Here is a 1,726-nt window from a genome sequence, read left to right as displayed (position 1 = left end):
GGCGCCCCGCCGCTGCCGCAGCAGCGCCTCCGCTCGGCGGAATGCCTCGTAGCTGTTCTCAGCCGTCATACCGTTCCCACGCTACGCCCGGATCACGGCGTGTTCGACCGCCGTCCGGCTGGCTCCACCCGGGGCGGTGAGTCACCGACGGTGCTCGGGCGTCCTGCCGGGGACGTCCCGCCGTGGCCCCTGCCACCGCTACCGCCGATCGGATGCTCCCCGTTGGAGTGATCGACGGTGGGCCGACCGGGTCATCCGGCGGTACCTCCCCGGCGCGGCAGCGGCCGACCGGGCACCCCGTCACCTGGATGTGCGTGCCTCCACAGAGGGAAACTGGCGGCGGACTAGGCTCGACAGGAAGTCCGTACCGAGGATGGTGAGGAGCACAGGTGGCAGTCATCGAGCAGGTCGGCGCCCGCGAGATCTTGGATTCCCGGGGCAACCCCACCGTCGAGGTCGAGGTGGCGCTGGACGACGGGACCCTGGCACGCGCCGCGGTGCCCTCGGGCGCGTCGACCGGCGAACACGAGGCCGTGGAGCTGCGTGACGGCGACGCCGCCCGCTACGGCGGCAAGGGCGTCGAGCGCGCGGTGACGGGCGTGCTGGACGAGATCGGCCCCGAGCTGGTCGGGGTGGAGGCCATCGAGCAGCGGGTGGTCGACCAGAAACTGCTGGATCTGGACGGAACGCCGGACAAGTCCCGGCTGGGCGCCAACGCGCTGCTCGGCACGTCCCTGGCGGTGGCGAAGGCGGCCGCCGACTCCAGCGGCCTGGAGCTGTTCCGCTACGTGGGCGGCCCCAACGCGCACGTGCTGCCGGTCCCGCTGTTCAACATCCTCAACGGCGGCGCCCACGCGGACAACGACGTGGACGTGCAGGAGTTCATGATCGCCCCGGTCGGCGCCGGCTCCTTCCGGGAGGCCCTGCGCTGGGGCGCGGAGGTCTACCACACGCTCAAGTCGGTGCTCAAGGGCCGTGGCCTTGCCACCGGCCTCGGCGACGAGGGCGGGTTCGCGCCGAACCTGTCCAGCAACCGGGAGGCCCTCGACCTCATCGCGCTCGCCGTGGAGAAGGCCGGCTACCGCCTGGGCCGGGACATCGTCCTGGGCCTGGACGTCGCCGCCACCGAGCTCTACGAGGACGGGACCTACACCTTCGAGGGCTCCCCGAAGACGGCCGAGCAGCTGGCGGAGTACTACGCCGAGCTGGTGGCCGCCTACCCGTTGGTCTCGATCGAGGACCCGCTCGCGGAGAACGACTGGGACGGCTGGGTGCACCTCACCGAGAAGCTGGGCGCGAACGTCCAGCTCCTCGGCGACGACCTGTTCGTCACGAACCCGGAGCGGCTGGAGGAAGGCATCAGCCGGCGGGCGGCGAACGCGCTGCTGGTCAAGGTCAACCAGATCGGCACGCTGTCCGAGACCCTCGACGCGGTGTCCCTGGCCCACTCGCACGGCTTCAAGACGATGATGAGCCACCGCTCCGGGGAGACGGAGGACACCACCATCGCCGACCTGGTCGTGGCGACCGCCAGTGGCCAGATCAAGGCGGGTGCGCCGGCTCGCAGCGAGCGGGTCGCGAAGTACAACCAGCTGCTGCGCATCGAGGAGACCCTCGGCGACGCGGCGCGCTACGCGGGCGAGCTCGCCTTCCCCCGGTACACCCCGGAGGCGTAGGCGGTGGCCCGACGTGAGCGGGAGCGGCCGGGTCGGCGGGGCACGTCCTC

The 1,726-nt window shown here is 71.8% G+C and carries 1 protein-coding gene; it reads left to right on the top strand.

Features of this window, described 5'->3' with window-relative positions:
• The first annotated feature begins 389 nt into the window (after window positions 1-389).
• Window positions 390-1,676: a phosphopyruvate hydratase gene (gene eno, locus ACTIDRAF_RS0211875; RefSeq protein ID WP_016698958.1), complete on the top strand. Its 1,287-nt coding sequence runs from the start codon at window positions 390-392 to the stop codon at window positions 1,674-1,676.
• Window positions 1,677-1,726: the final 50 nt, after the last annotated feature.

The sequence above is a fragment of the Actinoalloteichus spitiensis RMV-1378 genome (genome assembly GCF_000239155.1).
Lineage (GTDB): Bacteria > Actinomycetota > Actinomycetes > Mycobacteriales > Pseudonocardiaceae > Actinoalloteichus_B > Actinoalloteichus_B spitiensis.
This window is presented reverse-complemented; position numbering and strand designations above follow the sequence as displayed.